This window comes from Sphingobacterium sp. lm-10 (assembly GCF_023554555.1).
GTDB lineage: Bacteria > Bacteroidota > Bacteroidia > Sphingobacteriales > Sphingobacteriaceae > Sphingobacterium.
Genome location: NZ_JAMJWC010000002.1, coordinates 239,707 through 264,696, shown reverse-complemented (window position 1 = coordinate 264,696; position 24,990 = coordinate 239,707). Strand labels below are relative to the sequence as shown.

At 43.2% G+C, this 24,990-nt stretch carries 18 protein-coding genes and 1 tRNA gene; 5 read left to right on the top strand and 14 right to left on the bottom strand.

What is annotated here, in order from left to right; genetic code table 11:
• Nucleotides 1-135 precede the first annotated feature (135 nt).
• Entirely contained in the window at nt 136-510 is a 375-nt protein-coding gene (locus M8998_RS11075) for a VanZ family protein (RefSeq protein ID WP_249992713.1), read from the top strand.
• A 60-nt stretch (nt 511-570) separates the two neighbouring features.
• On the opposite strand, the gene M8998_RS11070 is transcribed toward M8998_RS11075, so the two are convergent.
• Together M8998_RS11070 and rlmN are read right to left on the bottom strand one after the other, a co-directional pair.
• Entirely contained in the window at nt 571-1,269 is a 699-nt protein-coding gene (locus M8998_RS11070; RefSeq protein WP_249992712.1) for a ComF family protein, read from the bottom strand.
• Between the two features lie 36 nt (nt 1,270-1,305).
• A complete protein-coding gene (gene rlmN, locus M8998_RS11065) occupies nt 1,306-2,370 on the bottom strand; it encodes a dual-specificity RNA methyltransferase RlmN (RefSeq protein ID WP_249992710.1) in 1,065 nt (354 codons plus the stop codon).
• An 85-nt stretch (nt 2,371-2,455) separates the two neighbouring features.
• On the opposite strand from rlmN, the gene M8998_RS11060 reads away from it, so the two are divergent.
• Nucleotides 2,456-3,283 (top strand): SMP-30/gluconolactonase/LRE family protein, encoded by an 828-nt coding sequence (locus tag M8998_RS11060; RefSeq protein ID WP_249992708.1) that lies wholly within the window; start codon nt 2,456-2,458, stop codon nt 3,281-3,283.
• Here M8998_RS11060 and M8998_RS11055 read toward each other — a convergent pair.
• From M8998_RS11055 to M8998_RS11045, 3 genes are all read right to left on the bottom strand, one after another.
• The gene (locus M8998_RS11055; protein WP_249992706.1) at nt 3,273-4,547 is read right to left on the bottom strand and encodes a hypothetical protein; all 1,275 of its coding nucleotides are present in this window, start codon (nt 4,545-4,547) and stop codon (nt 3,273-3,275) included. The two genes, M8998_RS11060 and M8998_RS11055, sit on opposite strands and share 11 nt — an antisense overlap.
• A gap of 272 nt (nt 4,548-4,819) precedes the next feature.
• Nucleotides 4,820-6,835, bottom strand: coding sequence for a RagB/SusD family nutrient uptake outer membrane protein (locus M8998_RS11050; RefSeq protein WP_249992704.1), 2,016 nt, complete (start codon nt 6,833-6,835; stop codon nt 4,820-4,822).
• Between the two features lie 18 nt (nt 6,836-6,853).
• Nucleotides 6,854-10,105, bottom strand: coding sequence for a SusC/RagA family TonB-linked outer membrane protein (locus tag M8998_RS11045; RefSeq protein WP_249992702.1), 3,252 nt, complete (start codon nt 10,103-10,105; stop codon nt 6,854-6,856).
• A 342-nt stretch (nt 10,106-10,447) separates the two neighbouring features.
• Here M8998_RS11045 and M8998_RS11040 point away from each other — a divergent pair, with 342 nt between their 5' ends.
• Together M8998_RS11040 and M8998_RS11035 are read left to right on the top strand one after the other, a co-directional pair.
• Nucleotides 10,448-10,894 carry a KTSC domain-containing protein gene (locus M8998_RS11040; protein WP_249992700.1) on the top strand — a complete coding sequence of 149 codons (447 nt, stop codon included), beginning with the start codon at nt 10,448-10,450 and terminating at the stop codon, nt 10,892-10,894.
• Between the two features lie 12 nt (nt 10,895-10,906).
• Nucleotides 10,907-11,554 (top strand): HD domain-containing protein, encoded by a 648-nt coding sequence (locus M8998_RS11035; protein WP_249992698.1) that lies wholly within the window; start codon nt 10,907-10,909, stop codon nt 11,552-11,554.
• Nucleotides 11,555-11,611: 57 nt separating this feature from the next.
• Here M8998_RS11035 and M8998_RS11030 read toward each other — a convergent pair whose 3' ends face one another.
• The 4 genes from M8998_RS11030 to M8998_RS11015 form a co-directional block, all read right to left on the bottom strand.
• Nucleotides 11,612-12,700: a DUF5700 domain-containing putative Zn-dependent protease gene (locus M8998_RS11030; protein ID WP_249992697.1), complete on the bottom strand. Its 1,089-nt coding sequence runs from the start codon at nt 12,698-12,700 to the stop codon at nt 11,612-11,614.
• A 72-nt stretch (nt 12,701-12,772) separates the two neighbouring features.
• Nucleotides 12,773-14,392, bottom strand: a complete 1,620-nt coding sequence (locus M8998_RS11025; protein ID WP_249992695.1) for a PepSY-associated TM helix domain-containing protein — start codon at nt 14,390-14,392, stop codon at nt 12,773-12,775.
• Between the two features lie 6 nt (nt 14,393-14,398).
• Entirely contained in the window at nt 14,399-14,833 is a 435-nt protein-coding gene (locus tag M8998_RS11020; RefSeq protein ID WP_249992694.1) for a hypothetical protein, read from the bottom strand.
• Nucleotides 14,834-15,016: 183 nt separating this feature from the next.
• Nucleotides 15,017-17,410: a TonB-dependent receptor gene (locus tag M8998_RS11015; RefSeq protein ID WP_249992692.1), complete on the bottom strand. Its 2,394-nt coding sequence runs from the start codon at nt 17,408-17,410 to the stop codon at nt 15,017-15,019.
• A gap of 107 nt (nt 17,411-17,517) precedes the next feature.
• Here M8998_RS11015 and M8998_RS11010 point away from each other — a divergent pair, with 107 nt between their 5' ends.
• On the top strand, nt 17,518-18,540 hold the full coding sequence (locus tag M8998_RS11010; RefSeq protein ID WP_249992691.1) for an AraC family transcriptional regulator: 1,023 nt from the start codon (nt 17,518-17,520) through the stop codon (nt 18,538-18,540).
• Between the two features lie 407 nt (nt 18,541-18,947).
• Here the strand turns inward: M8998_RS11010 and M8998_RS11005 are convergent, their stop codons facing one another.
• From M8998_RS11005 to purD, 5 genes are all read right to left on the bottom strand, one after another.
• Nucleotides 18,948-20,201: a PepSY-associated TM helix domain-containing protein gene (locus M8998_RS11005; RefSeq protein WP_249992690.1), complete on the bottom strand. Its 1,254-nt coding sequence runs from the start codon at nt 20,199-20,201 to the stop codon at nt 18,948-18,950.
• Nucleotides 20,202-20,224: 23 nt separating this feature from the next.
• The gene (locus M8998_RS11000; protein WP_249992688.1) at nt 20,225-22,549 is read right to left on the bottom strand and encodes a TonB-dependent receptor; all 2,325 of its coding nucleotides are present in this window, start codon (nt 22,547-22,549) and stop codon (nt 20,225-20,227) included.
• A gap of 120 nt (nt 22,550-22,669) precedes the next feature.
• A complete protein-coding gene (locus M8998_RS10995) occupies nt 22,670-23,074 on the bottom strand; it encodes a hypothetical protein (RefSeq protein ID WP_249992686.1) in 405 nt (134 codons plus the stop codon).
• A 298-nt stretch (nt 23,075-23,372) separates the two neighbouring features.
• Nucleotides 23,373-23,447: transfer RNA gene (locus tag M8998_RS10990), tRNA-Glu, on the bottom strand.
• Nucleotides 23,448-23,544: 97 nt separating this feature from the next.
• Nucleotides 23,545-24,822, bottom strand: coding sequence for a phosphoribosylamine--glycine ligase (purD, locus tag M8998_RS10985; RefSeq protein ID WP_249992685.1), 1,278 nt, complete (start codon nt 24,820-24,822; stop codon nt 23,545-23,547).
• Nucleotides 24,823-24,990 lie beyond the last annotated feature (168 nt).

The following is a 24,990-nucleotide window of genomic DNA, read 5'->3' as shown; positions in this document are numbered from 1 at the left end:
TTACACATATCTTACTGATATACAATGAAATAATTTTTTACGCTGTGGAATAGAAAATGTGAAAATGGCGGAAAAAACGTATAAAATTCGTTAAAGGGCTTTTATCTTTACCGGATAAAGACGACTTTTACAGCTATGCGTTTTATTCTAAGCTATTCCTGGGCATTCCTCTGGACCATCTGCATGCTGTACCTCATGCTGAAATCACCAGGGAATACTCCAATACCGCTTTACGAAGGTTTTGATAAGATTGCCCATTGTGGCAGTTTTTTTCTTCTTGCCGCGCTGTTTCTGTATGGAGCAGTAGCCTACACTAAAGGCATGGCAAGGAAGTACCTCTCTGCATTTTGGGTATTGCTAGGTACCGGTTCTTTTGCTTTTTTCACAGAGTTTGCCCAATACTATTTTACCAGTACACGGCAGGCAGATTGGTGGGATATATTTGCGGATGCCGTTGGTATTGGCATGGCACTATTTGCGTATCTTTTGTTTTATCGAAAACGATTTTAGGAAGAGGCAACAACTCTTTTTGTACTAGTTACGAAGTTCTCATTAGCTCTTGCCTTTGCACTAAGCACGTGCTATGGTAAGAATTGATACTTCACAACCTAAACCATCGATCAGCTGTTGCGCAGCAATAGAAATGGTAGCGCCTGTCGTAATTACATCATCCACTAGCAGCACATGGGCAATTGCCCTAGCTCGTCGCTGCGGCACAAAAGTAAATACCCCCTCTACATTATCATAACGTGCTGCGCGGGATTTACGGGTTTGAGAAACCGAATTGACCGTGCGTTTCAACAGCGCCGTATCGTAGGGAATATTTAATACTTCACTCAGCCCACGTGCAAAATACTCCGATTGATTATAGCCACGTCGCCTCTTTTTAACCGGATGTATGGGAATGGGAACAATCAGGTCTACTCCCTTCACTATTGGCGTGCTCCGTAGGATTTTGCCGTACATCTTACCCAGATAGATTCCAACATCAGGTTGTTGTCCATATTTAAGGTGGTGAATTATCCGCTGAACGCGGGATGATTTAGATAGCGTCAGCAAAGATGCCGCACGGTGGAATACCACCTTGCCCCACAGCTGCTTCGCTGTTTCGTTTTCGGGATCCAGATGATAGTTGGTTTTCGGTAGATGGTACAAACAGGTAGTACACAGGATTCGCTCCTGATGGCAGAGCGTCGTATCGCACCCAGCACATCGTTGCGGAAAGAGAATATGCACGAATCCGTGCCAGTATCTATCTAGTCTATACATATCGAATAAACGTATACTGACGTAGAATTGGAATGGCTATACTTCTTCGGCAGTTTTATCTTTAATCGCTAATTGGCCACATGCGGCATCAATGTCTTTACCCCGACTGCGCCGTACGTTGGTGATTACGCCTTGACTACGTAGGTAATCTGCAAATACATCGATCTTATCGGCTTCCGCATTTACAAAATCTGCCAAGGCAATCGGGTTGTACTCAATGATATTTACCTTGCACGGAATGTGTTTACAGAATTTCGCTAAATCTCTGGCGTCTTCCAGCTCATCATTGAAATGATGGAATACGATGTATTCAAACGTTACTGCATTCTTGGTTTTGGCGTAATAATATTTGAGTGCTTCGGCCAATGCTTTCAGCGTATTTTGCTCATTAATGGGCATAATTTCGTTCCGCTTCTCATCGTTGGCTGCATGTAGAGAGAGCGCCAGATTGAAACGAACTTCATCGTCACCCAGTTTTTTTATCATCTTGGCGATACCCGCGGTACTTACCGTAATACGTTTGGCCGCCATATTGAGACCAGTTGGCGAAGTAATTCGTTCTATCGATTTCATCATATTAGCATAGTTGAGCAATGGCTCACCCATACCCATGTACACGATGTTAGATAGCGGTTGTTGATAATGATCTTCTGCTTGCTTGGCAATCAGCACAACTTGATCATAGATTTCATCGGCATTCAAGTTTCGCTTGCGATCCATGTAGCCAGTAGCACAGAACTTACACGTCAAGCTGCATCCTACCTGTGAACTTACACAAGCAGTCATCCGGGAATCGGCCGGAATCAACACGCCCTCAATTACGTTGCCATCATACAGCGTAAAGGTGCTTTTGATGGTCTTATCGGTGCTGATTTGCGATTGCCGAACCTGTGCCGCATTGATGGTAAAATGGTTTTTCAGGTTCTCCCTGAGCGCTTTGCTGAGGTTGCTCATCTCATCGAACGAGGTACAGGATTTCTGCCAAAGCCATTCATAAATTTGCTTTGCGCGGAACGCTTGCTCCCCCATCTCGGTGAGTTTGACCTTCAACTGATCTTCACTCAAACTTCTGATATCCACCAATTTTACATTATCCTTCACAAGTGCAAAGATACAGAATGCGGGCTAAACCTTTGACATTCTTAGCTAATTTTGATAAATTACGACATTCGGAAAACATACTACTATGAAAAAAAGACTAGCAATACTGGCCCTTTCTGTGTTTGCCTACTCGGCTCAAGCTCAGCACAAATTGGAAAAATTGTGGGAATCGACCGAAAAACTTCCCATCCCAGAATCGGTATTACCGATTACGACAAGCTCCACATTATTAGTTTCGTTGATCGACGGCGCTGGCAATGAAAAGGATGGCAAAGGAGGTGTTGCGGTATTGCATGCTGACGGAAAGCTAAAGAACCCATCCTGGGTAACAGGTTTACACGCCCCAAAGGGCATGGCTATACATGATGATCGCCTGTATATTGCCGACATTACGGACGTCGTGGTGGTTAATGTAAATACAGGCGAGCTACTCAAAAAAATTCCGGTAGCAGGTGCCTCCTTCTTAAATGATGTAACTACAGATAGCCAGGGGCGCGTATTTGTGTCTGATACACGTGAGCACAAAATCTATTTGATCGAAAACGACAAAGCCTCTTTGTACCTCGATGAAGCTAATAATGCCAACGGTGTTCGAGTGATCGATAACACACTGTACGTACTTGCTGGCAAAGAATTGTGGAAAGTGGATCAAAATAAAAACAAAACAATAGTAGCAACAGGTTTGGCTGAAAATGGAGATGGTTTAGAGCCTGTGGGTAATGGTGATTTCTTGGTAACCTGCTGGCCTGGATTAATCTATTATGTGAAAGCGGACGGAACTTTAGAGCAACTGTTGGATGTGCGTGGCAAGATGAATACCGCAGACTTAGGATATGACTCGGCAAATCAAACCTTATACATCCCCACATTCAATAACAACAGCGTTGTCGCTTATAAATTGCTTAAAAAATAAAGCCCAGTCCGGTTTCTATGATATTGCTTGTAGGCCGAGGATCCGACGGCGACATATTTTTCCTGTATTGGTAGTTCGCCTTTAATACAATATTCTCTTTTGTATTGAAGTTGACACCCAAAGTTGTAATATGTAGATTACTCTCTACTCTGGGCAGATCTACCAAAAGCGGGTTCACCTGATGGTGCGTATTTAGGCGCTCATATCTTGCAAATAAACTGAGCTTCATCTCATGCGAATCAAAAAGGAAAGAAGACCGGTGTGGGCGCGCGCCATGTGCGCGGCCACGTAGGTATGGTAAGATGTCGTTACCCATTTCAAACAGGTAACCGAAGGTATTACTGCCTAACACCTGACCTGCTTCATTGGTATCGGCAGTCTGCTGAAATATTTTTTCGGTATCGCCTAAGGTGCCATAGGTGCCTACCGCAACGAAGCGAAACGTCCGCCAATCGTACTTTGCATAAGCCGTGGTTAGGTTGATCCGCCCCTTTATTTCCTCTTCCCTATCATTAACACGAACGGTTTCCCCCTGCCCCGAATTGCCATAGTAACCTGAAGCTGATAAGGTGAGGTTATTAACACCATGATAATTAATCTGAGGATTGACGGCAATAGAGCGCGGAACGTCGAGACGAATTTCTCTTCCCTGTCGGATCCAACTAGCACCTAAAAAATTCTGGCTACTTAACCCCTGTGAAAAGCCCAGGGCATAGCTCCAATCTTTGGAAATATTCCCATAAAACATGGCGCCAAACTCAATCCACGTCGACGGCGTGATCAATCGCTCTACTTCGGAACGGTTGACGGAATAGAACATAACCGGCTCATCATTATTGTTGACATAGCCGATAGTAAGTGGATAAAAGCCCAAACGCCCCTTCAAATAGTCTGCAAAAAGATAATCTACAAACGCTTCTACCACGATCTCGTGATGCGTATTCCCCTCTCTATCATGCAGGAATTCCAGCTGAAACTCCGAGTTCCAAATTAGTTTGTCCGTCAATCGGTAGCCGAAAAATGTGGCATAACGATACAATCCAGAATAATAGAGCTCGAGATCACCCAGATCCGAGCTTACATTTTGCTGAAGTGGTACATAATTAAATTCACCGAAGCCACCAATCGACCAGCGCTTTTCTGAAAAAAATATTTTAGAGGCTGCCAGCGCCAGACCGGGTTGCTGTTGGAAACGGGGTTTATCTACGTCGACCGTATCGGTGAATGTGACCAAGGAATCTGGTTGTACTTGACTTGTAGCCATAGCACAACAAAAAAATACAGTTGCTATGGTGATGATAATTTTCCGCATAAAAAGCCCTCCTGATTTGAGGTTTTCGAGTTCGCTGGCGAAGTTAGCCTTTAATTATAAAAAATATCACACAGTTTGTAAAAGGTTTGAAATGGAAGTATAAAATTTCTCAAAAATAAAAATGCCATGCTACACGCAAATCATTTCACGTATAGCATGGCATCAAGAAGCTCTTGAAAAAGATAACTCCGCTGGCAAGAATTTGCCAGCGGCTTTACCGCATTTTACTCAGTCTTATCCTCGTCTGCCACAGCTTCCTGCCAGGTGCTCCACTTGGACACACCAGCGTCGTAGCCATCATAACCAAAGTTTTGACTAAGCACACCTTTGGTGTTTGCCGTAATGGCAGCATATGGGATCGGCCAGTACATATTCTTCTTATCCATCGTATAATTTGGATTACTATTTCCAGTGGCATTGATCTGGATTGGTCCTTTATTGTACATGCTATAATGGTTGATGCGTTGATACCAGTAACTTCCGCCCGCCGCGTCGGTGCCCGACTGCCTATCAAAGTTTGCTAAGCTGTAGGTATTCCCCCATTCATCTGGTCTGCCGCTACGCGCCAAACATAGCGATACACGCTTCAACTCGACGTTGCGCCATTCCTCCCAATACAATTCACGCGCGCGCTCATTCATAATATCACCGATATTGACTGTCCCTTGGTACAATTGGGTACACTGTGCCCGTTGGCGGATACTATTCAAATCATCCTTAATCGTTCCATCGTTTGGATTCAGATAATATTTAGCCTCTGCGCGGAGTAGGTATGCTTCTGCCAGACGGTATAAGTACCAATCGGCAATACCCCCGTTAGTCGCTCCGCGAAGACCATCCGAACCGACAATGTTTGCTTCATTCACCGGGTCATTTAAAAAGAATTTGTAGTGGGGCACATCGAACCACCGGCGAATCGTATCGCTGCACAACAGCGCGCCCGTGGTAGGGTGAAATAGCGTTAGGTTCTGCCCAAATTGTGCTGAAGCTTTGTTGTTGACTTTATAATCTTCCATGCGCATCCAGTTTCCAGTACTGGAGCTATGCCGCAGATCCGTTGCATCTACCTCGCCATTGACACTCCATACGGCATGCGTTTGAAAGTACGTAGGTCGGAAGGTAGAGATGCCACGCCCGAATGCCCGCATATAATCATATAAGGGGTTATAATCCCCGCTATTACGGCGGGTATTAAGTAGGGCTTGGCGACCATCAGGAGCTTGCACGCGGTTGTCGAAAACAAATGGATAAAGAATCCGCATCGTTAGCATTTGCGAAAATGATTCTGCATCCGAGCCGCGATTTGGCATCCCCATAATGACTTCCTTATTGGCCGCGATGAGTTTGTTTTCCGCGCGGTGCATATCCCAAATGACATTTCTAGTTATCGGCCAAGTACGGGCTTCTCCGCCCGGGTTGAAAGTGCCGAAATTACCCGTCATGAGTGAATAACCCGACTGGTTAATCAGTATATCTGTCTGCTCCTTTGCTTTGGCGTATTCACCGATCGCCAAATAAAGTTTTGTTAGCAGCATACGACATGCCCCTTTATTGACTAAGCCAATCAGGTTTGTTTCCTGTTGGGTTGGCACCCATTCTACAGCAAATTCCATATCCTGCACCAGCATCTGTAAAATAGCATCGCGTTCGGTACTACGGTAGTTCTGTTTAGGCACTTCTAACAACTTACTGACCAGAGGAATATCGCCAAACTGAAAGACTAAGGCCATGTACCGGAAAGCACGATGAAAATAGGCTCTGCCTTTATAAGCATTTTTGATATTGTCATCCAGACCTTCTACTCGATCTACGAATTGAATAATGGTATTGGCATACGAAATCCCCTTGTAGGTTTCTTGCCATAGATACCAAATACTATTGGTTCTGTCGAGATTCTGCATTCCGGTTTCGCTCGTTGGTGTGAGCATATTGGCCACATCACAGAGCATATTTCGCTTGTCTGTTGCACCCGCAACCATGAGTTCCGAAAAGATATACTCTGTACCCAACGTTAGCATCTCATTGTGCTCTGTAGCCCAGTACAATTTCAGATGGCGATCACAAATCGCCATAGCCGACATCAATCCCGATTCGGTAGAGAAGGTGGCTGTTGGCTCATATATAGACAGGGGATTGGGTTTTAAAAAGTCTTTAGAACAACTGCTGAGCAGCATAATGCCCCCCATTATCGACGCTATGCAATAGAAAATGCGGTTAGATCGTTGATGAATATTTTTCATGATCAAATATTTTAAAATTTAAAAAACTAGATTTAAGCCAAACGTATACAGGCGAGGCGCCCAATTGCCGGTCTCCGGGTCTCCGTATGGCCATCCTGGTGCCCATGTCGCCACGTTGCGAACAGCACCAAAGAATTTTACGCTGTTTAAATCCAGGTTTGAAGTCCACTGTCTAGGTAAAGTGTAACCTATGGTAATATTTTCCAATCGGACAAAAGAGCGATTGTACAGCTTATTAACACCGCCAGCACCTACTGGGCCACCCGCTTCAATTCGACCAAATTCGTTGGTTGGGTTATCTGGAGTCCAATATTCTTTCCGCTCGCGGTTAGAAAGGCCATATGCCATATGACCACCATTATCATCGTTATTAAGGTAATTCCCATTTAAGCTTTTGTGTCCTGTATATGCATATAAGTTGAAGGAGAACGTCAAGTCTTTCCACAAGGTAAAATCACTTCGCAACGACCATTGGAAAGGTGCCACGCCACGGCCTAAAAATTCTTTGTCTTCATCGTTAAACACCGGCTTTGTGCTGCCATCTGCATTCACTACATCGTCTGCGGTATAATTATTAGCTACTTTAGGGTCTCCCGGAAATTGTCCATAACGCGCGGCCTCTTCCACCTCATGTGTTTGCCAGATTCCGGTAACCCGATAATTCCAGATTACATCAATCGGTTGATCGATAAACCATCCATTAGGTACATCATTTACTTCGCGGCGGCTGAGCACACTCCCGTCTGGGGCGATGATGTCTTCGTATTGATAATACAAATGTTTGATCCGGTTTTTGTTGTACGACATGCCAAAATTGGTAGACCATTGGAAGTTTTCACGCTGAATATTTAGGGTGTTTAGGGTAAATTCAAAACCTCTATTGTCTACCTGTCCTAGATTCGTCGCGATACGCTCAAAGCCGGTAAACGATGGCAATCGCTGCTGCATAATCATATCATGCGTACTCATGGAATAAAACTCCATGGTCGTAGATATGCGATTATTAAGTAGGGAAAACTCTAGACCTACATTCCAGGATGCTGTCTTTTCCCACTGTAAAAAAGGGTTAGCCAAACGATCGGCCATTAAATACCGGTATAACGCCAATTCTCCAGCGCTGTTCAGGTAACCTTGCATTTTACCTGCTCCTTCATAGAGATTCGCCAATGCCAGATTAGGATCTGCTAAAGATCGATTACCATTCTCTCCATACGATACACGGAGCTTACCGTTATCGACAATATTTTTCAGATTGAAAAAGCTTTCGTTGGTAAAATTCCAGGCTACTGCGGCCGATGGGAAAAAAGCATGCGGGTTGGAGGTACCAAAACCGGAATAACCATCGCGCCGTATAGAAGTAGTTATCTGATACCGATCATCGTAAGAGTAAAACAAACGTCCCAGCATTCCATCAGCGGTTTGGCGGGTATCGTAGCTAGAGTAGGAGCTATCTTCTTTCATACCATTTCTAGTATTGTGAAAGCCCAAAGCGTCTGATGGCAATATATTCCTCGCATTGATGATATCTTCCCAGAATTGACGCTCTTCCGCCTCGTAAACGAGGGTGGCATTCAGCCGATGTTTATCATTAAACTCCTTCTCCCAGCTAAGGATATTATTGATAGACCAGTCGAATCGTTGTGCCTGCGCGCGGTTCACTCCCCGTGATTTAGGATCTGACCCCGGCAAAGCTGCCGACATAAAGTAGCGATCATGAAAAAACTGGAAGCGCGGTGAAGCATTGAATGAGTAATTAATATTGAACGGCAACTTCACACGTGCTTGCAAAATAGAATTCAATGTAGTAAAGCCCTTTTCCAGCTCCAGAAACTGTTTGACGAAGTCATAATTGTAACCGCGCTGACTAAATTCCGGACCTAAAGGAAATTGAACCGGGTTGCCGTCGGCATCGGCATAATCGCCATACGGACTATTGCGCAGTGCTTGCGCCTGATCTATATCTACGTTGCCATCGGATCTATTTTGAAAGTTGATGTTTGCCCCCATTTCAAACCAATTGGTGACTTTGGCATCTATCTTCATATTAGCGCGTACTGCACGATAATTGTCGGACACCACCACACCTTGGTTTTTCATGTAACCCATAGAGAGGTAATAGTTCACGCGATCCCCTGCACCGCTCACACTGGCATTATAATCTTGATCTAATCCGGTGCGAAATACATGTCTAGACCAATCGGTAAACTTGCCATCCAGAAAATTCTGCAATGCATTGCCCGTGAAGCCCAACCGCCGTCCCCAAATCGCCATATCGGATTCTCCATCCTCGTTAGAGGTATATCCGCGCCAAGTATCTGCAGAGACGCCAGAAGGCAATCGATCTGGTCGTACAAAAAAACCAGGCTGCTGTGCAAAAAGTCCTGTTTGATAGGCTTCGTAAGCACCTGTAGTTGGGTTTACACCATACGTGTTTTTGGTAAACCAGTCTTCTCTATGTTTTAAATAACCCGCTTCATCAAACGGTTCCCGAAAAGTACTCAAGGTCGATGCGCCCACATTTGTGCGCAAGTTGATAATCGGTTTTCCCGGCTTACCTTTTTTTGTGGTAATGATAATAACCCCGCTGGCCGCCTGCGCACCATACACCGCAGCGGCAGAAGCGTCTTTTAGGATATCAATCTGCTCAATATCATCGGGATTGAGCTCGGAAAGCTCGCCGTAAAAGATCATTCCGTCTAGGATTAATAAAGGACTATTATGTCCTCCTTCATTGTATACGGATCGTTGGCCGCGGATTTGCAAACCACCGCCACCTTTAGCAGAAGGATCAAAACCAACACGTACACCCGGCGTACCACGCAAAATATCTTGCACAGTTCGTGGGTTTTCATTCGCAATATTATCTGGGCGAATTTGCGTAACCGCTCCTGTCAAATCCTTTTTACGCATACTGCCGTAACCCACGACAACGACCTCATCCATCCCGTGTACATCGTTAGCTAAGATAACATCAATGGTATTCCGGTTTTGAATAGCGGTTTCTTGTACCGCAAATCCAGTGCTGGTAAAGATTAGCGTACTGCCGCCAGTAACAGGAAGCTCTAGCGTGTAGCGTCCTTCCGCATTTGTTGAAGTGGCTCGATCGGTACCTTTCACTTGCACCGTCACTCCTTCTAAGGGCGCACCCACTTCGGAGGTTACTATGCCGGAAATTCGACTGTTTTGTGATTGTGCAAAAGCGATAGTTGCCCGATAGGGGCTCAGGCTTGTCAACAGAATGACAAGAATAAGATAGCATTTATTCATCATGATTAACAATTTAGGTTAGGGCTGCACACCATTTTACAGGCATACACAATTCCAGCATCGAAGACATAGGTTAACTTTCTATAATTGGTGTCGCGGTTCAAACGACAATTCAAAAGTCTCTAATCTGGATGGGAAAAAATTGACTAATTAGCTCAATTTATAGCCAAATAGTATCATGATTAGGGGTAATAAAAAAATAAAATGATTAAAAAACTGCTTTGCGAGCGCGCTATATGATCGCCTTTTCGTTATAAGTTGGCTTGGATTCCAGATAGCATTTTTTAAATAGCAAATGTGCTGTAATGAAATTGTCTTAACTTTGCATCTTCAAAGAACACAGCGATGAAAAAAATTGCAGACTATAGAAATTTATTGGGAGTAGACAAAAACGCTACGCTAAAAGAGCTTAAGACCATCTACAGAAATGCGATGAAAGATACTCATCCTGACAAGTTTGTCGATAATGAGGCCGCTAAAATCGAAGCGGAAGAGAAGAGCAAAACTGTTATTGAGGCATATCATTTTCTGGTAAGCATACATGCTGAAACACAGGAAAAGCATAAGGAAGAGTACACTGAAACGACTACAAAATCTAATATTCATGATTTTTATTTAGAGAAGTCAATTCTTAAAGTGCAACATCTAAACGGGCACAAGTTCGAATACATCGGCGTTCCAAAAAACATCTATATTAAGATGGTAAACTCAGATTCGCCGAGCCGTTTCGCAAGAAGACATATCTACGGAAACTTTATATACAGGAAGTCTGGTGAAGCGATGACTGATTAATTTTCTACAACTATGAATCCCGAGATTAAAGTACAGCAACTTACCGCCATTTTAGATGTTTTGCAATTGGCTGAGCGATTAAAATTTGAACTTCGCCATAGCTGGCTATCCAACGGTCGACAGGAGAGTGTAGCCGAACATACGTGGCGCATGTCTTTGATGGCTATTTTGATTGAACCCTTGTTGGATCAAAAAGTAGATTTGGCGCGTTTGCTAAAGATGATTATCATTCATGATTTGGTGGAAGCCGAGGCCGGAGATGTATCGGTGCTGGATCAGATTCGTAATCCTGAAATCAGAAAAGTGAAGCAACAAAGAGAAGCCCTCGCGATCCAACACCTTCGCGACATGTTGAGCAGTGCCAATGGTCAAGAGATTTACGACCTATTCTACGAATTCGAAGACAAACAGACCTTTGAAGCCAAAGTGGCGAATGCAATAGATAAATTAGAAGTACAACTACAGCACAATCATGCTGACATTTCCACGTGGGAGGAAATAGAGTACGATCTATCCTTTGTAATAGGTAAGCATGTTGAGTTTGATGAAACTTTTGTGTTGTTAAAAGACCTTATTGAGCAACAGGCCTCCCAGAAACTGGAATCCGCAGGTTTGAATGTAGAGGAAATCCGCTTTCGCGCATTATCTGCCTTCGGTTAATTCTTTTCTACTCCAAATAGTGTATTAAAAGATTTCGCCCGTTTTCTATCAAGAAGATTATATTGCATTTTCCCAATGCATCATTTTTGAAATCAATTCTTCGGTATCCTCACTAAAAGTCACCAGATTTTTCTCTGGGTTTTCCTTGTAAAGCTGTATATAGTTATGGATAAAACGAATCGGATCTTGTACTACCAGCTCTGTCAATGCTATCGGTCCATCATGAGCTGCCAGCTGTTTGGCCATTTCATAGCCTACACCGTAGAAGACTTCTTCGAACTCCGTCGTAAACCCAATATTATATAATTGGCCGTAACTGGTTTTTGGATTATGATATGCATGGTACAATACCGTTTCCAAAAGATAAAAACTTGTGCGCATGCGCTTCTCATTTTTAATATATAAGTCAATTTGCTCTTGGGAAAACGGCCCAGGATTTTCTATTTTGGTAAAATCACCTACAAAGTTTGCAACGCCTTCCGAATAGAGCTGATACAGTAGCGCATAGGTAGCCTTTTCATTAAAACTTGGTTTGGATTCTAAAGATCGCGCTCGCTGTCCGTATCCTTCACTTTGCACATTGTGGTACAACTCATGAGCCATCAACACCTTTAGACCTTCGATATCATCGCCAATAGGATGCAATGCCACATTGAATGTCTGCGAGTCGCCGATGGTAAACCCCAACGATCCACCTCCAACCAATAGACATGCTCTAGCATGAAGGTTGATACTGGAAGGGGTATACGATTGGATGCGTTGCGAAATATCGTCTTCGAATGCTTGCTGATCTTGGGATATGGAGTTTATCAGGTTTTGTATTTTTGAAAGCCCGCCTTGCACCCTTTTCCATTCGTAGGGATCATCACCTACGATGTCTCCCGTTTCCAACAATTGCCTCAGTGTAGATTTGAATACCGTACTATCTGCTCCGCTATATCCTTTCACCTTTTGAATCAACTGCTGATTACCGTACAACTGCGATACACGCGTCAGTTCTTCTTCCGGCACGGTTTCATTTGCTTGCTTCAGGAGATTGACGATCGCTTGCGCACTTTCGAGATCAATGTCTATACTAATTTGCTGGGCCCGTGCATTACCCACGAAAAATAGAGAGAAAAGAATAATGCTGTATCGGATAATCATATCTTGAGGCGATGGTTGTAGACACTAAAGTACACATTCACCTCTATTTCACCAACTTGGATAAAGCTAGCCTTATTTTCCTAACAGTACCTGAAATGACTTCGCTTGTTTTCTGACTTTCCAGAATGCCATTATACTTGCTGCACCAAGTAACAAAAAGATTGTATCTATCAAGAAGATACCATTGGCTTCGCTGCTCCATGTTTTCCACCACCATAACCCGGTAGTGAACCCATTCACCAAAGGCACAAATAAGCAAAAGATTCCCGATAGTAGTAGCGTGTGCAGATTCACTTTCGACGGATTTCGAAGCGCAATCAGATAGATACTCAAGATCAACCAGCTGTAAAAATAAACACGATAGATCGCAGCCTGATTAATTTCTGGCAATACCTTTAGCATGATAAACGTGAAGGCCGTAACCGGTAACATCGCTAGGCAGGCAGATAGAAATACGTTGCTCGCCCAAAAGTTGAATCGCCTTTTATACAGCGGAATATTGTTCTTATTACGCGCGACCAGCCAGATCATAATCCCAGAGATGATGACCGCACAGCCCATTAACCCCAAAACAAAGAAAACCAGCCGTAATGCCGTACCACCGAAATCGCCAAAGTGCAGATGATAGATCAAGCTACGCACCCCGTCCACATAATTCGCATCTTCAACAGGTGATTTAGACGCTAATACCTCACCTGTCGCGATGTTTTGTTTGACAAAACCTGAGCCCGCAAAGCGCTGGCTAGGATTTGGCTTTGCCTCCAGCACGACCTGCATATTCTGATCCTTAAAATTGCGAATATGGATACGTGAGATAGGACTTCCCTGCCATTGCTGCTCCCACTTGGAGACAAAAGCATTCAGATCAAAATCTTTGTCTAGTGATGTATAGGAATAAGGAACTTCTATCGTGCGGTTGTACTGCAGGTCTTCGAAAAGCTGCTCTTGTTTACCATCGTACAAAAAGTGTGAAAATGGCGTGGTTAAAGCAAAATTCGTAATTAGGATCACTCCGGTGACCGCAAAAATCAGCTGAAACGGAAAGCCAATAACACCCAAAACCGTGTGCATATCGGTCCACACCGTTTTCCACTTGCTCCATGGTCGAAACAGAAAAAAGTTGGCTTTGATTTTATCCCAGTGCAGCAATAGACCGGTAATCAGCGCAAAAAGAAATAAAAACGATACGATGCCGGCCAACAGGTAGCCGAAGGGTGCACCTAATCGTATAGGAATCTGGTTGAGCGGCGCTAGAAAATGTAAGCGATACAGGAACTCTCCCATATCATAGCCTTCGGCGTAGGTTGTTGGCTGTTTGTTGGCAAAGAAATACAGGAAATAGGCACCATCTCCCTGCCCTCTTCGTTTCGATTTACTTTTTATGGCAGCAGGTTTGCTGATCGTGGTATCCTTCGATGCCGACATGTTGATGTATGCCCCTTGCCTGCTATTAAGCAAGTAAAAATCGAAGTCACGCCCTTGCAAATTGGTTGTTTTAGAGAGCGAGTCTATCAGGTAGTTATAATCTGCATGAATGATTTTTGCATGCGTTTCTGCTTTTTGCCATGCACTGATACTATCTTTAAAGAAAGCAAAAGAACCTGCAAAGAAGATTACATACAGCAAAGCCGCAATAATTATCCCGCTAATCGTATGCGTATGAAAGTAGATATTGTATTTCCTTTGATCCATCAGAGATTATGCTTGAAAAAAGTGGTAGATCGCATAGAAAAGCCCCGTGTAAAACAGATAAACCAGCCATACGCGCCAAACATTACGATCGACAAATGCCCATAGCAACAGCAATGCCCACAAGATGTAGCCGGTAAAAAATGCGGTGGCGATTACATTTTCTTTTGGAAAAAAGCAGGTCATCAGCAGATGGAAGCTGAACATCGTGGTATAACCTCCCAAGGTGCCCGCCAGGATTTTGCTGAGCCGTAGCCAGCCCGATTTGGTGAGGTGTTTCTTATTTGCCGGCATAATTACACTACTTCTAAAAAGAGGCAAAGGAGATAAACAACGGCGATATAACGGATTCTGATCCAAGAAAAAGGAAAGCATAAAACGCACAGGCCACCCATCATCATCAGGATCACTATCGCGGCAAACAAACCACTTCCGAAGCCCCATGCCGCAGTGCATAATCCGGTTCCTAAAGCAAATAGCACTATGCTCAGCATTTTGCTGAATCTGCCGTGTTGAAGTTGTATGAACACCACCGGCTTGTCTGGCCAGCTAATTCGCTTGGAAGTATTCATCCAAAGTATAAAGCCCATGAAAAATAACAAACAGCCGGTGGTGATCATATTTTACTTAAAAAGTGTAGCCCAATGTCATTCTAAATCCTCTTGGCGGCAAGGCTCTCCAGCCATAATGTGAGTAACCCCAAGCGCCAGGTAAGAAACCAGTATAATTGTACCGATCCAGCACATTGTTGACCACAACAGCAATGCTGTAATTGTCTCTTTTAAAGGATGCTCCTAAGTCAACCGTGAATAAGTCGTCTGGCAGGTATTTACCTGCCGCGATGGACGGCCATGCCGCACGTTTTGCCTGATATTCGTAGCCTGCCGAAAAGCCCAAACCTTCTAATGCTCCCCCGACTAAGTTATAATTTAACCACGCATTGGTCACATGCTCTGCATTTCCATACAGCATCATGCCAATGCGATCCGGATTATTGTCTTTGCTGATCCTGGCATCTGTATATGCGTAGTTGAACATAACACTAAATGACGGAGAGATCCTACCATTTACGTCTACTTCAATTCCCTTGGAAGTCGCTTCTCCTGACTGTTCTACTAACCCTGGTCTGTCTGGCCCAGCTGTCGTAGTGATATTTGTACGTACGAGGTGATATGCGGTTATACCAGCTAATAAATTACCATTAAACCAGGTTTTCTTTAAACCTAACTCTTTGCTGATGCCGCGAGCCGGATCTACTGGATTGCCGTTTACCTGCGTACCAGTTTGCTCCTGAAATGTCTGATCGTACAAGGCGAACGCTGTAAATGTTGGCGTAATCAGACCCGTCACACTAAATCTTGGTGTCAAGGCACTATTATGCACCCGAGCCCCCTTAGATGCGGCACTGGTACGCATGGTGGTGGTATACCTTAATCCTGCACCTATCCGCAACTTATCGTTTAGGAAGTGAGCTTCATCTTGCAGGTGTAAAGAGTAATAACTGTATTCGGTAAGATAAAGTGCTCCTCTTTCTCGCAAAGACTGGCTTCTGTCATATGTAGGAATATCGGCTTTTCGTAGCTGTCCATATACTGGATTGTAGATATTAAATGTGCCATCAAGTGTATCTATGGACGACCAGTCTGCCACATAAAATTTAGTTCCCATATCTAAACCCATCAATACGTTGTTCTGCACTTCGCCTATGTCAAACTTTCCTTTCATAAATATCTGGCCCACGGTGGAGGTATTCATAGCATCTCCGGCAGCCAAATTCCTCCGTACGTTTCCCTCCTGATCCAAAGAATTGAACGTAGCATACAATGATTCACCCTGCATTTGCGAGTTGATGTAACCGAATTGTCCGGTCATCATCCAGTTATCCGAAAAATAATGGTTTACCGTACCATATACATTGTGCTCACGCACAACTGTCGGGTCAATGATCGGGTCGGAAAAGCTAAATTCTCTTGGCAATTCTTTAAATCCATTGATCCCGTACGCGTATTTTGAGAATCCACCCGTAAAGGCATTTTGGGACAGAATGTATTCTGCCGTAAAGTCTGTTTTTTCGGAGTGTACATATTTTATGGACGGGTTGATCACGAATTGCTCATTGGACGCATGCATCACATGTGAGCCTTTTTTGGTTCCCATCACGCTGAATCGGCCCAACAGCTTACCATCTTGCGAAAGCTTACCATCTACATCGACCTCGGCACGGTACAAGCCAAAGCTACCCAGGCTCAGACGAGCCGTATTCACCGCGTCTTCCCCTTTGGGCTTTTTGGTTACAATGTTATAGAAACCACCCGGCTGTGTATTGCCCATCATAAAGCCAGCCGGACCTTTTACAAATTCGATACGATCTACGAAAGCCATATCTTCGCGAAGCGGACCGAAACTACCACTCACATCCATACCGTTTCTTAGGTTGGAAGCAGAATATCCACGTACCGCGATACCGGCGCTCGCCTCTTCCTGATGATAGATCGTGCGCGCACCACTGACATTACGTGTAAAACCTTCTGCCGTAGAAAATATCATCTGATCGTTCAGTAAACCTTTGTCGATCACCACAATGTTCTGAGGTGTAACCAATAGGTTTTCGGATAACCTCAGAGTCGAGGATGGCACATTTCTTCGGTTTGCTGAGACATGAACCGACTCAATTTCATCGTTCGCTACTTCTAATACAAAATCAAGGGTTAGGACTGATCCCGCATCAACGGTAATACTTTTTTTAACCATCGTCTTCCCATAGGAAGCGGCGATTTCTAGGTTTCCTTCAGGTACATTTTTCAATATGTAACGCCCCGTTTTATCGGTAACCGCTTTTTGAGTACTATTAGCGATTGTAATACCGACTCCGGCTACGGATATTCCCTTACTAGACATTACCCGACCCTCTATCTGTCCGCCATTTTGGGCGGCGGCGGTGCCTGGCCATAGTATCATGCTGAAGCAAAAGGCGATCAGGGCATGTTGCAAACTACGCAAAGCCATTTTATATTTCTTCATTGTCTTATTTAGAATTAGTTTAATTAACTTTGGCAAAAGTAGAAAATGCACGCTATCGTTCTTTTTGCGATTGGTATAAATGTTTTAGAATTCGGGAGGGTTATCATATGGGAAAAAATCAGCAGCGTGCCGTACAGGATTTCTTTTATTTGGATGAAATTTGGAAAGGTAGCAACAGTAACAACACCTGTACTGAGAAGTCATTACACAACGAAGTTGGGGATTTCAAAACTATTTACATCCACGAGTCGAAGAGCGTAGCGATCCGGGAATATCACTCCCTGTATCGTAAAGATTGCAAATTAGCGAGTACGATGGGCGAGAGTTCTTATATTGAGATGAGTTTCTTTCTTCATTCACACACGATTAAGGATAATATTGCTGGCCAACCTCGCGAATACCTGCCTTATCATGGGTACGTGTATTTTGTGCCTAAAGGTGCTGCCATAAAAGTGGTATTGGAGAAAAACAAGAATTACAGACACCTGGATATGTACCTGGAACTTGGCCATTTTACGGAATGGATCGCCACACATTCTTTCGTGAGAAAATTCGTTAACGACGTTACTGCCGGGCGGACGGCGCATCTATTTCCGAAAGGAATTCCAATTTGTCCTGAAATTGCTAATTTATTGCTGGAAATTAAGAGCAGTGAGCTGGATGAAATTAGTCGAGAATACTACATCAAAGGGAAAATATTTCTGCTACTGAGTCTGTTGTTTCAAAAAGCACAAAGTAGTACATCCCCTACTCCAAAAGGTTCGGTCGTGTTTAGACAGGATGAACAAGATAAGCTGCAACGAATCGCAGATCTGCTGGAAAAGAATTTAGATAAGTTTTATTCCATTGAATTTCTTGCTAAAGAATATGCACTGAATGAATTTAAACTTAAAAAAGGTTTTAAACAGTTTTATGGGATGGGCATATTTGAGTATGCCGTGAAACTCAAGATGGAACAAGCCAGAAAATTGATCACCGACAATAACCACACCTTTAAAGAGGTTGCTTATCTGTTAGGTTATTCCGCGCCATCTTCTTTTTCGGTCGCATTCAAACGGGCAACGGGGCTGTCTCCACTTCAGTATAGAAAGGGGTTAACAGAAAAACATAAATCCCATGCAATGTCATAGACTATAAGTCATTATAGTCCATCTTATTCGTACTAAATAAAACATATTGACACAAAAGATTAGTATGGCAGCAAAATGGTGACAAAATTGTCGATGGCTTTATCCGAACTTTCACCAACAACTTAAAAAGACTAAAGCATGCGAGGAGCTTTCGCAGGCTTTAATATGACTTTTTACCTTATGGAATACTCTTGCGTGTTTACTTCGCGCATGAATTTTTTATCCTGATTTCCTGATGCGTAACTTTTAATGGGGTATCTCAAAGCTACAAAGAAAGAAAAGCAAGTACGTTACAAGAGAGCTATTCACTATAAGTACGCAACCTACATTAGCCTAATTTTCAACAATAATAGAAGCAACCCGTAATGGTTGCTTCCTCAACATAGCGTTATGACATCTCCAGGCGCCTATAATCGCAAAATTTTATTGCTGATCATTTTGAATGTGCTAACCAAAAATATGAAGACCACACTCACGCCGAACAAGGGCAAGACCACACCTAAAATGATAATAATTATCACCAACACAATACTTAGCGAAAAATCATCAGGTACTTTAGGAATACTTAAAGTACCCGGCTTTTTTCTATAAAAGTACGTGATAAGAGCTGATAGGCTAAGGATAAATAACCCTATCGCAATTAGAAACATCAGACACCAATTCCATAAGCCAAATTCTCCTTGGTGGAATGCCATCGTCCAAAGCCTCCCCTTCATTAAAACACCGATATCATCCCAAGTATGGCTTACCAGAACTTCCCCAGAGTATTGATCTAAGTGAATCATTTTCGTCGAGCTTAACACATTAGTTTGATTATAGACGCTATAAACACTGGTAGGGCTTTGCGGCAGATCAACCATCGTCTTGCCGGTTAACTGCAGAGATTTGGCTTTGGAGATTACATCATCTAATGATATGTTTCGACCAACAGGCTTAGACCGCAATGTAGTCCCCGACCATGTAGCAGGGTAACCCGTGTTTGTCTTCTGTTGTACCCACTTTAAATTGGCTCCAAATACATCTGTCCAAGGCAACGCACCTGCTAGCACAAGGAGGAGCAAAAAGGAGAACCAAAAGCCCAAAATCGCATGTAAATCACGATATAACACACGCTTATTTTGTCCAGTGCGAATGGTAAAAAAGGCTTTCCAGCTTCTGCCACGAGGCCAAAAAAGAAAAACACCTGTTATGATTAAAACAATCATCCAGCACGCGACCAACTCGACTACTTTGGTACCGTAACTGCCCAATAAAAGTTCCCCGTGCAGTTTACGCACGCTGTACATATCTGTTTCGTGGACATGAACCATACCGGTCACTTTTTGACTATACGGGTCAACATATACGGTTGATTTTTGATCAAACTTCCCCGATATAAACTCTGTCGTTTCATTTTCGGATCTGGGAACTACGATGCTTGTTGGTGCGTCCTGCCATGCCGTTTGTACCAATTCCCATTGTTGTTGAAAACTCATTTTGCTATCCGTCTTTTGCTCAATACGCATCATTATCTGCTTTTGGGGCGCTTCGTAACTGTCCTTAAACAAATATATCAGGCCGGTGATCGCCAATAAGATGACAATAGGCGCAGAGATCATGCCCCCGATGAAATGCCATTTCCAGATCCAAGGATATATCTGCTTACTAATTTTCTTTTTCATATTGGAGTATATTTGGTTTAACATTATTTCTTGCCAACAAAATTGTACTGAATACCAAATACAAAGGTTCTCGGCGCACCTGGGATAAACGTGGTTCGGTCTGTGGGATTATTGCCTCTGGTAGCTGCATTGGCAAACAACTCATCCGCCAGATTCATCACATTTGTATATACCTCTATAACCTTCCAACGATAGCCGACCCTAAGATTTAAAAGGTTATACCCTTCGTATTTTACCGTGTTAATTTGATCCTGATACCAACCAGAAACATACTGCCATTCCAATGATGTTCTGAAGTTCGGAAGCCATTTGGGATAATAACTCAACTCTGTATTCCAAGACCAACGTGGTGCACTTGGCATTTCAAAGCCTCCTAAGTTTTGTAATGGATCATTGGGATTTTCGCTTATTTGAAAATCTTCAAAACGATGTAGAGCTATTGTTCCGCCAAACCTAAACCAATATTCATTTGAGGGCTTTGCACTCATCCCAAATTCGAAACCCCTATGCAATGTTTTCCCGGCAGATTGAAAATCGGTTGAATTATCGGGCTGACGTATGTTTAACAGCTCATTGCGCCCATCCATCTGGTAAAGCGCAACATCCACGTAAATTTTATTTTTTAATAAAGCAGCCCATCCACCGATTTCATAACTATGGAAGTAAGCTGGCTCTAGATTGGTATAAAATTCTACTGGATCTGTATTCGGCCTGGGTCTGAAAATAGCGCTTAAGCCTGGAGGAGAAAAACCTTGTGAGTAGTTGGCATATAGCCCCTTACTGTTTCCCAAGTCGTAGGTAGCTCCAACTTTTGGCGTAAACCTCTGATAGGCAATATCACCAGCACTCGCATTAATGTTATTGATGTAATCCAAGCTCATAAGGTCGTAACGACCACCTAATGAAATTCTTAGCTTTTCCAAAGGCTCAAAGTCATACTGTAGGTAGCCGGCATAATTGACAATATCGCCTTGATAATTCGCGATGGGCAGATCTAGGCGCTCTTGCGCAATAGTAAACTCCTCCACAAACTGTCTGGTAGGGTTCAATCGGGCATTTAGGTCTAACTGGTATGCCCAATAGTCATTGTTTGAAAAGTCTAGTACACCGCCCGCGATCAACCTGGCTTTTAGAAATCGGAACGATTGGCTATGCTGGGCTATCACGCCATAGCTTTTAAAATTGTTAGAATTTACCTCTCCGGTTGCCGTTGTAGGGTTATTGTTTGGCGCCCATCGAATCATATAAAATGGATTTTGACCTAGTTTATTGTTTCGTTGGAAAAGGGTAATAAAAGATTTAGCATTATTATTCCAATCTTGCTCCAAAGTCAGCCGCGAGCGATAAGCGTTCGATTTTCGGTAACTGAAATCTGCATTACTTAGGTATTCTCTACTGTAAAACTGCACGCTGTCTATATTTCCAGTCGTCTGAGAATAGTAATCGCCATATATAAATGTTCCAATAAGCCGTGTTCGCTCCGTAAAATGGTACTCCAGGCGCGCATTTATTGCGGTCTTGTCGTAGTTTGAATTTTCTAACCAAGAATTAGTCTGCCTACTACTTAGTCCGCCCAGGTAAAATCCAAATTTTTTAATCTCTGCACCCGTTCCAAACTGGATTCTGCGATGGCCCCATTGATCAAATTGTATACCTACTCTCGCGGTCGGCACAGCCGTAGGCCTTTGCGTAATGAAGTTTACTGCCCCTCCCACCGCTTCCGGCCCGTAGATAGATGATACAGGGCCCTTCACGACCTCAATACTACTTATGGCAAATTGATTAACCTCCAATAGAGCATTATGATTAAAAACGCCCAGAGGCCTTAATGGTACCCCATCTTCCATATACAAATAATAAGCGCTGGTGCCCATCGGTTGTCGGATAGACATACCGTGTTGCTCGTTGTTATAACTCGGCATGATCACTCCTGGTGTCTTATTAATAAGCTCGAATACCTGTGTAGCCTTTGTCTCATCAATCAACTTTGGCGACAGTTTTGAGATCGCTACTGGACTTTGGGTTCTCAATCCAGCCTCCCTGCTAGCAGTGACCACGATGGATTGAAGTTCCTGCGGATTCGGAGTTAATTCTACTAACACTTCCTCTCGGGCAAATACCGACACGGGTTGGTAGCCAATAAGGCTGACTATGAGAGAGTCGTTTGACGCGATGTCTGTTAGTAGAAATTCACCGTTAAAGTTAGTGGCTGCTTCAACAGTATTGCTACTTAAGATCCGGATTCGAGCGCCTGTAATCGGCTCTTTCGTTTCACGGTCAAACACTTTTCCTTTGACTGTAATGCTCTGGCCAAACAAATTGACAGATGATAGGCATAGAAGTGCCATAATGAGATATTGATAATTCATATTAATTAAAAAAAATAGAAATGAGGAATCTAAGACACACTTGTAGCGTGTCCTAAAACGCGTGTCTAGACGAGGGATAGCGTTTTTCTTTGGGACTATCTATACCCGGTCAAAATGGAGGGTAAATTTGAATAATGGAGGGTGGAAAATATCGGCTACAAAAGAAGAAGTATAAAACTCTATTCCCTTTGCAGGGTTTAATCTGGCAACATATTGTTCCGTTATTGATTGAAAATCTAAGGGAGTATCGGAGCTAAAGAAGGCCATCTCCAGTTTTTCCATCTTGATGAGCGGCACTTTTGTGTCGTTTTGTTCTTCGGCCTTCTTCAATTGCTTGGCTAAGAAACATTGCCCATTACACTTAGTCATTGGTTTGGACTTATTAACACACAAAACCTCTGCAATAAAACTTTGGTTTATTTCAAAATTAATCAAAATCCCCACCTTGGTTAGATTAGGAATCATTATGATGCCGATCATCAATATGGAGAATATCTTTCTCAAAATGATTTAATTTTTTTTAAAAGTTTCGTTATCGCTGAAGTAAAGGTTCGAAAAACGTTCTAATATACGTCGATAACCATCGCATACAAGATTATAGGCATTCATTCTGTCGAATTCTAACATATTGTTACACTTCGTGTTTTCTCTAAAATTATTTTTTTGTTTTCCAGCATCATCTGATGCTATTTGATGGGTTGGATAGCTCATGCGTAAAAGGCGCCCGCCGGAAGAGCTCCCTTAAACGCAAAAAGCTTGCAAATTTTTATTTGCAAGCTTTTGTAAAATTTAACCTCTCGGTTGGTAGCCCGTAGGGGAATCGAACCCCTGTTACCAGAATGAAAATCTGGCGTCCTAACCCCTAGACGAACGGGCCATGCCTTTTTGGTGATGCAAATATAAGGGCTTTCGTTAATTTGCCAAAATAAAAAGCGCTCCAAAAAAGTAACTCACTAATAGTGAGAATATTTTATTTAAATTATATCAAAACCAATGTCCGTTCTGAAGTATTTCCCTTCATAAAAAATACGTCCGGCATCTGCCGTTGCTTGTTGCAAAGCCGTAAATAAGTCGTCCTGTAAGGTGGTTACCGCGATTACCCGTCCACCGGCAGTTACGACCTGACCATCTTCAGCAACTTTTGTTCCTGCATGGAATACAATTGATTCTTTTACATTTTCGATGTTGGATATGACTTTACCAGACTCGTAATCACCTGGATAACCTCCAGAAACCATCATGACAGTCACGGCCGTTTTCGGACTTACAGAGTACGAGCGTTCCGCTAAATTGCCTTCAGCAACACCAGAAAACAGATCCAACAAATCAGATTCAATACGCGGCAATACAGACTCTGTTTCTGGATCACCCAAACGAACATTGTACTCAATCACATAGGGGTCCCCAGACATGTTCATCAATCCGATGAAGATAAAACCCTTGTACGGGATACCATCCTTTTTGAGACCGTCAATAGTCGGCTTGATCACACGCTCTTCTACTTTGCTTAGAAAAGCTTCATCAGCAAAAGGAACTGGAGAGATGGAGCCCATACCGCCTGTATTAAGTCCCGTGTCGCCTTCGCCGATTCTTTTATAATCTTTTGCCGAGGGCAATACCTTATAAGATTCTCCGTCAGTCAATACAAATACCGAAAGCTCTATACCGGTTAGGAATTCTTCGACAACCACCATGTTGCTGGCTTCGCCGAACTTGGCTTCTGCTAGCATCGCTGTTAATTCTGCTTTAGCATCTTCGAGTGTTTCACAAATCAATACACCCTTACCCGCAGCCAGTCCGTCGGCTTTCAATACAATAGGCAAAGACTGGTATTCCAAGTAAGTCAGGCCATCCGCTAATGTGCTCCGATCGAAAGATCGCGAAGCCGCGGTCGGGATATTATGACGCGACATAAATTGCTTGGAAAAATCTTTCGATCCTTCGAGTTGTGCTCCTTGCTGTTGCGGGCCAATCACTGGAATATGTCTTAGATCTTCTCTAGCAAGAAAGTAATCATGAATACCCTTTACCAAAGGTTCTTCTGGGCCCACAATCAGCATGGTGATCTCTTTTTCCAAAGCAAATGCAGCTATCCCCTCAAAATCCGTGACTTTCAAAGGCACATTTTGACCGTACTGCGTAGTTCCGGCATTTCCAGGGGCAATAAACAACTGACTTAACTTGGGGCTTTGGGAGATCTTATAGGCAAGAGCAGACTCTCTCCCACCTGATCCAATGATTAGAATATTCATCTAGCAAAGATAGCTATCTGGTAGATACTATCTAAATGGTTTTATAATTTTGAGGTGAAACCAGGTACATTTGCAAAATACACCACGACTTAAGTTGTTTTAAAGGAATTTTCAAGCGATAACTTCCTAATGCTCTCACCCAAACTGCCACCATTTAAAACACAATGC